At 71.0% G+C, this 2,481-nt stretch carries 3 protein-coding genes and 1 tRNA gene; 3 read left to right on the forward strand and 1 reads right to left on the reverse strand.

What is annotated here, in order from left to right; genetic code table 11:
* Window positions 1-429: response regulator (locus FV228_RS26780; RefSeq protein ID WP_147857297.1), on the forward strand; the 429-nt coding region annotated here is incomplete at its 5' end.
* Between the two features lie 295 nt (window positions 430-724).
* On the opposite strand, the gene FV228_RS26785 is transcribed toward FV228_RS26780, so the two are convergent.
* Window positions 725-801, reverse strand: a tRNA-Arg gene (locus FV228_RS26785).
* 213 nt (window positions 802-1,014) lie between these two features.
* Here FV228_RS26785 and FV228_RS26790 point away from each other — a divergent pair.
* Window positions 1,015-2,109: an acyltransferase gene (locus tag FV228_RS26790; RefSeq protein ID WP_147857298.1), complete on the forward strand. Its 1,095-nt coding sequence runs from the start codon at window positions 1,015-1,017 to the stop codon at window positions 2,107-2,109.
* 98 nt (window positions 2,110-2,207) lie between these two features.
* Window positions 2,208-2,481: RNA polymerase sigma factor region1.1 domain-containing protein (locus tag FV228_RS26795; protein WP_187277928.1), on the forward strand; the 274-nt coding region annotated here is incomplete at its 3' end.

Consider the following 2,481-nt stretch of genomic DNA (forward strand, 5'->3'; position numbering starts at 1 on the left):
GCCGTCCCGGAGGCCGAGGCGCCCGAGCCCGCGGCCCTGGCCGACGGCCACGGCACCTGCGTCCTGCTGGTCGAGGACAACCTCGAGGTCGGCGCCTTCGCCGCGCAGGCCCTGCAGGAACTGGGCTACAGCACGGTCTGGGCGACGGACGCAGAGAAGGCGCTGCGCGAGTTCGAGCGTGTCCCGTTCCGCTTCGAGGTCGTGTTCTCGGACGTGGTGATGCCCGGCATGAACGGGGTCGAGCTGGCCCACGAGATCCGCCGCCGGCAATCCGACCTCCCGGTCGTCCTGGCATCGGGCTACAGCGACGTGCTTGCAGCTCACGGCACCCACGGCTTCGAGCTGCTGCGCAAGCCCTACTCGGTCACCGACCTGTCGCGCATCCTGCGCCGCGCCGTCGAACGGGCACGGTCGCCGGCCAGGCGGTGACGAACGGGATCTCCCGAAGGCTGCGCGCGCAGGGCCGAGCTCAATCCCCGCGCCGGAGATCCGCACGGCGCGGTGTAGGCGGCTGGATCCAGGGGCTGAAGCCGGCCCGCGACCAGATCGCCACGGCTGAGATTGATCGGAAAGGCCACGGGTTCAGCCCACCGGCATCTGATCGAAGACAGTGCTGGACGGCACACCGCATTGTAGCGCCGCCAGTACGCAGACGTACCGAAGCCCGGTTCCAACCCCAGGCGAACCGACACGTTACGCTGACGCGCTAGGTCATTGAGGAGATTGGCGCACCCGACACGATTCGAACGTGTGACCTTTGCCTTCGGAGGGCAACGCTCTATCCAGCTGAGCTACGGGTGCTAGCCGCGCCGATTTCCTAACCCAACCGCGTGGCCAGCGCAACGGCCTGGGTGGAGCCGCCTCTGCCTGCGTCCGTGCCCGGAATGGGACCGGGCCTCGAACCGGTTCCTGCGGCGGCGGCGCGATGGCTGCCGGGTGTTGCCCTGGCGGCCTTGTCTCCGCGTGCGGTTTCCCGGCCCTTGGAGGTATCCAGGGGATCACGGGGCGGGGCGGGTGTCGCAACAGGTCGGCGGGGAAGACCGGGCGGCGAACAATTTCGGCACGCTGCGCGTGCTGTTCGCGATCCTCGTCGTGCTCTCGCACGCGCCGGAGCTGGCGGACGGCAATCGGTCGCGCGAATGGCTCACGCAGGTGTTCGGCACGCTGTCGCTGGGCGAGGTCGCGGTGGACGGCTTCTTCCTGGTGAGCGGCTACCTGATCACCGCGAGCTACCGCGCCAAGCGCTCGTTCTCCGACTACCTGAAACGGCGGGCGCTGCGGATCTATCCGGGCTTCGTGATGGCGTCCCTCGTCTGCATCGCCGTCGTCGCGCCCCTCAGCGGCGGTGACGTGACCGCGATCTCGCCGGCCGAGACCGTGCTGCGCCTGTCGCTGCTGCTGATGCCGGTGGTCCCGGGTGCGTTCGAGGCGCTGCCCTATCCGATCCTCAACGGATCGCTCTGGACGATTCCGTGCGAGTTCGGCTGCTACCTGCTGCTCGGTCTGGTCGGCAGCGCGCGCGCCCTGCGGCGGCGGCGGCGCTACCTCGTCCTGCTCGCCGGCCTCGGGGGAGTCCTGGCCCTGCGCTGGCTCGTCCTGCCGATCGGCCAGGCCGGGAATGGGCTCGGCATTCTGTCGGAGATGATCCGCCTGAGCTTCGTGTTCTGCTGCGGCGGCGCCTTCCAGCTGTTCGGCGACAAGATCGCCTATACCGGCCGGGGCGCGGCCGCTGCCGCCTCGCTGCTCCTGCCGCTGATGTTCAGCCCGCCGCTCGCCGAGCCGGCCTTCGCGCTTCTCGGCGGCTACCTGATCTTCTGGTTCGCCCTGGCGGTGCGCCCCAACGCCCTGAGCCGCGCCACCGCGCGCGTCGACGCCTCGTACGGGCTCTATCTCTATGCCTGGCCCGTGCAGAATCTGCTGGTCGCCCATCGGCCGGACCTGTCGCCCGGAACGGCCGCGATCCTGGCCCTCGCGGCGGCGATCCCGCTGGGCTTCCTGAGCTGGTACCTGGTCGAGAAGCCGATGCTCCGGCACCGGGCCAACACGCACCGGCCCGGGATCCTGGGTGCCGGCGACGCCCTGACGACCGCCCCCGCGCTCGGCCGGTGACCGCGCGGTAACCGCCGGGATCTTCGTGGGTTCTCGTCGGGAGAGCACCGGCCCTCGGGGGGTCTCGGCTGGGGGTCGGTTGGCGGCCGGAGCTGGCGATGACGCAGACGATCGATCGCGGGACGTTGGACCGGCTGATCGCCCTCGGCCGGGCGCGGGGGGCACTCACGGCGGACGACCTGCAGGCCGCCCTGCCGATCGACCGCATGGATGTCGACGCCCTGGTGCTGGTGATGCTGGAACTTGAGGCCGCGGGGGTGAGCGTCGAGCCGGAGGCGTTCGGACCGCCCGTGGATCGGGCGATCCCGGGATCGGCGATCCTCCCGGGGCAGCAGCCCGGGACGCCGCCGCCGGCCCTGCCGGCCGGCGGGA

Origin of the sequence: Methylobacterium sp. WL18, from assembly GCF_008040015.1 — a bacterium.
Classification (GTDB): domain Bacteria; phylum Pseudomonadota; class Alphaproteobacteria; order Rhizobiales; family Beijerinckiaceae; genus Methylobacterium; species Methylobacterium mesophilicum.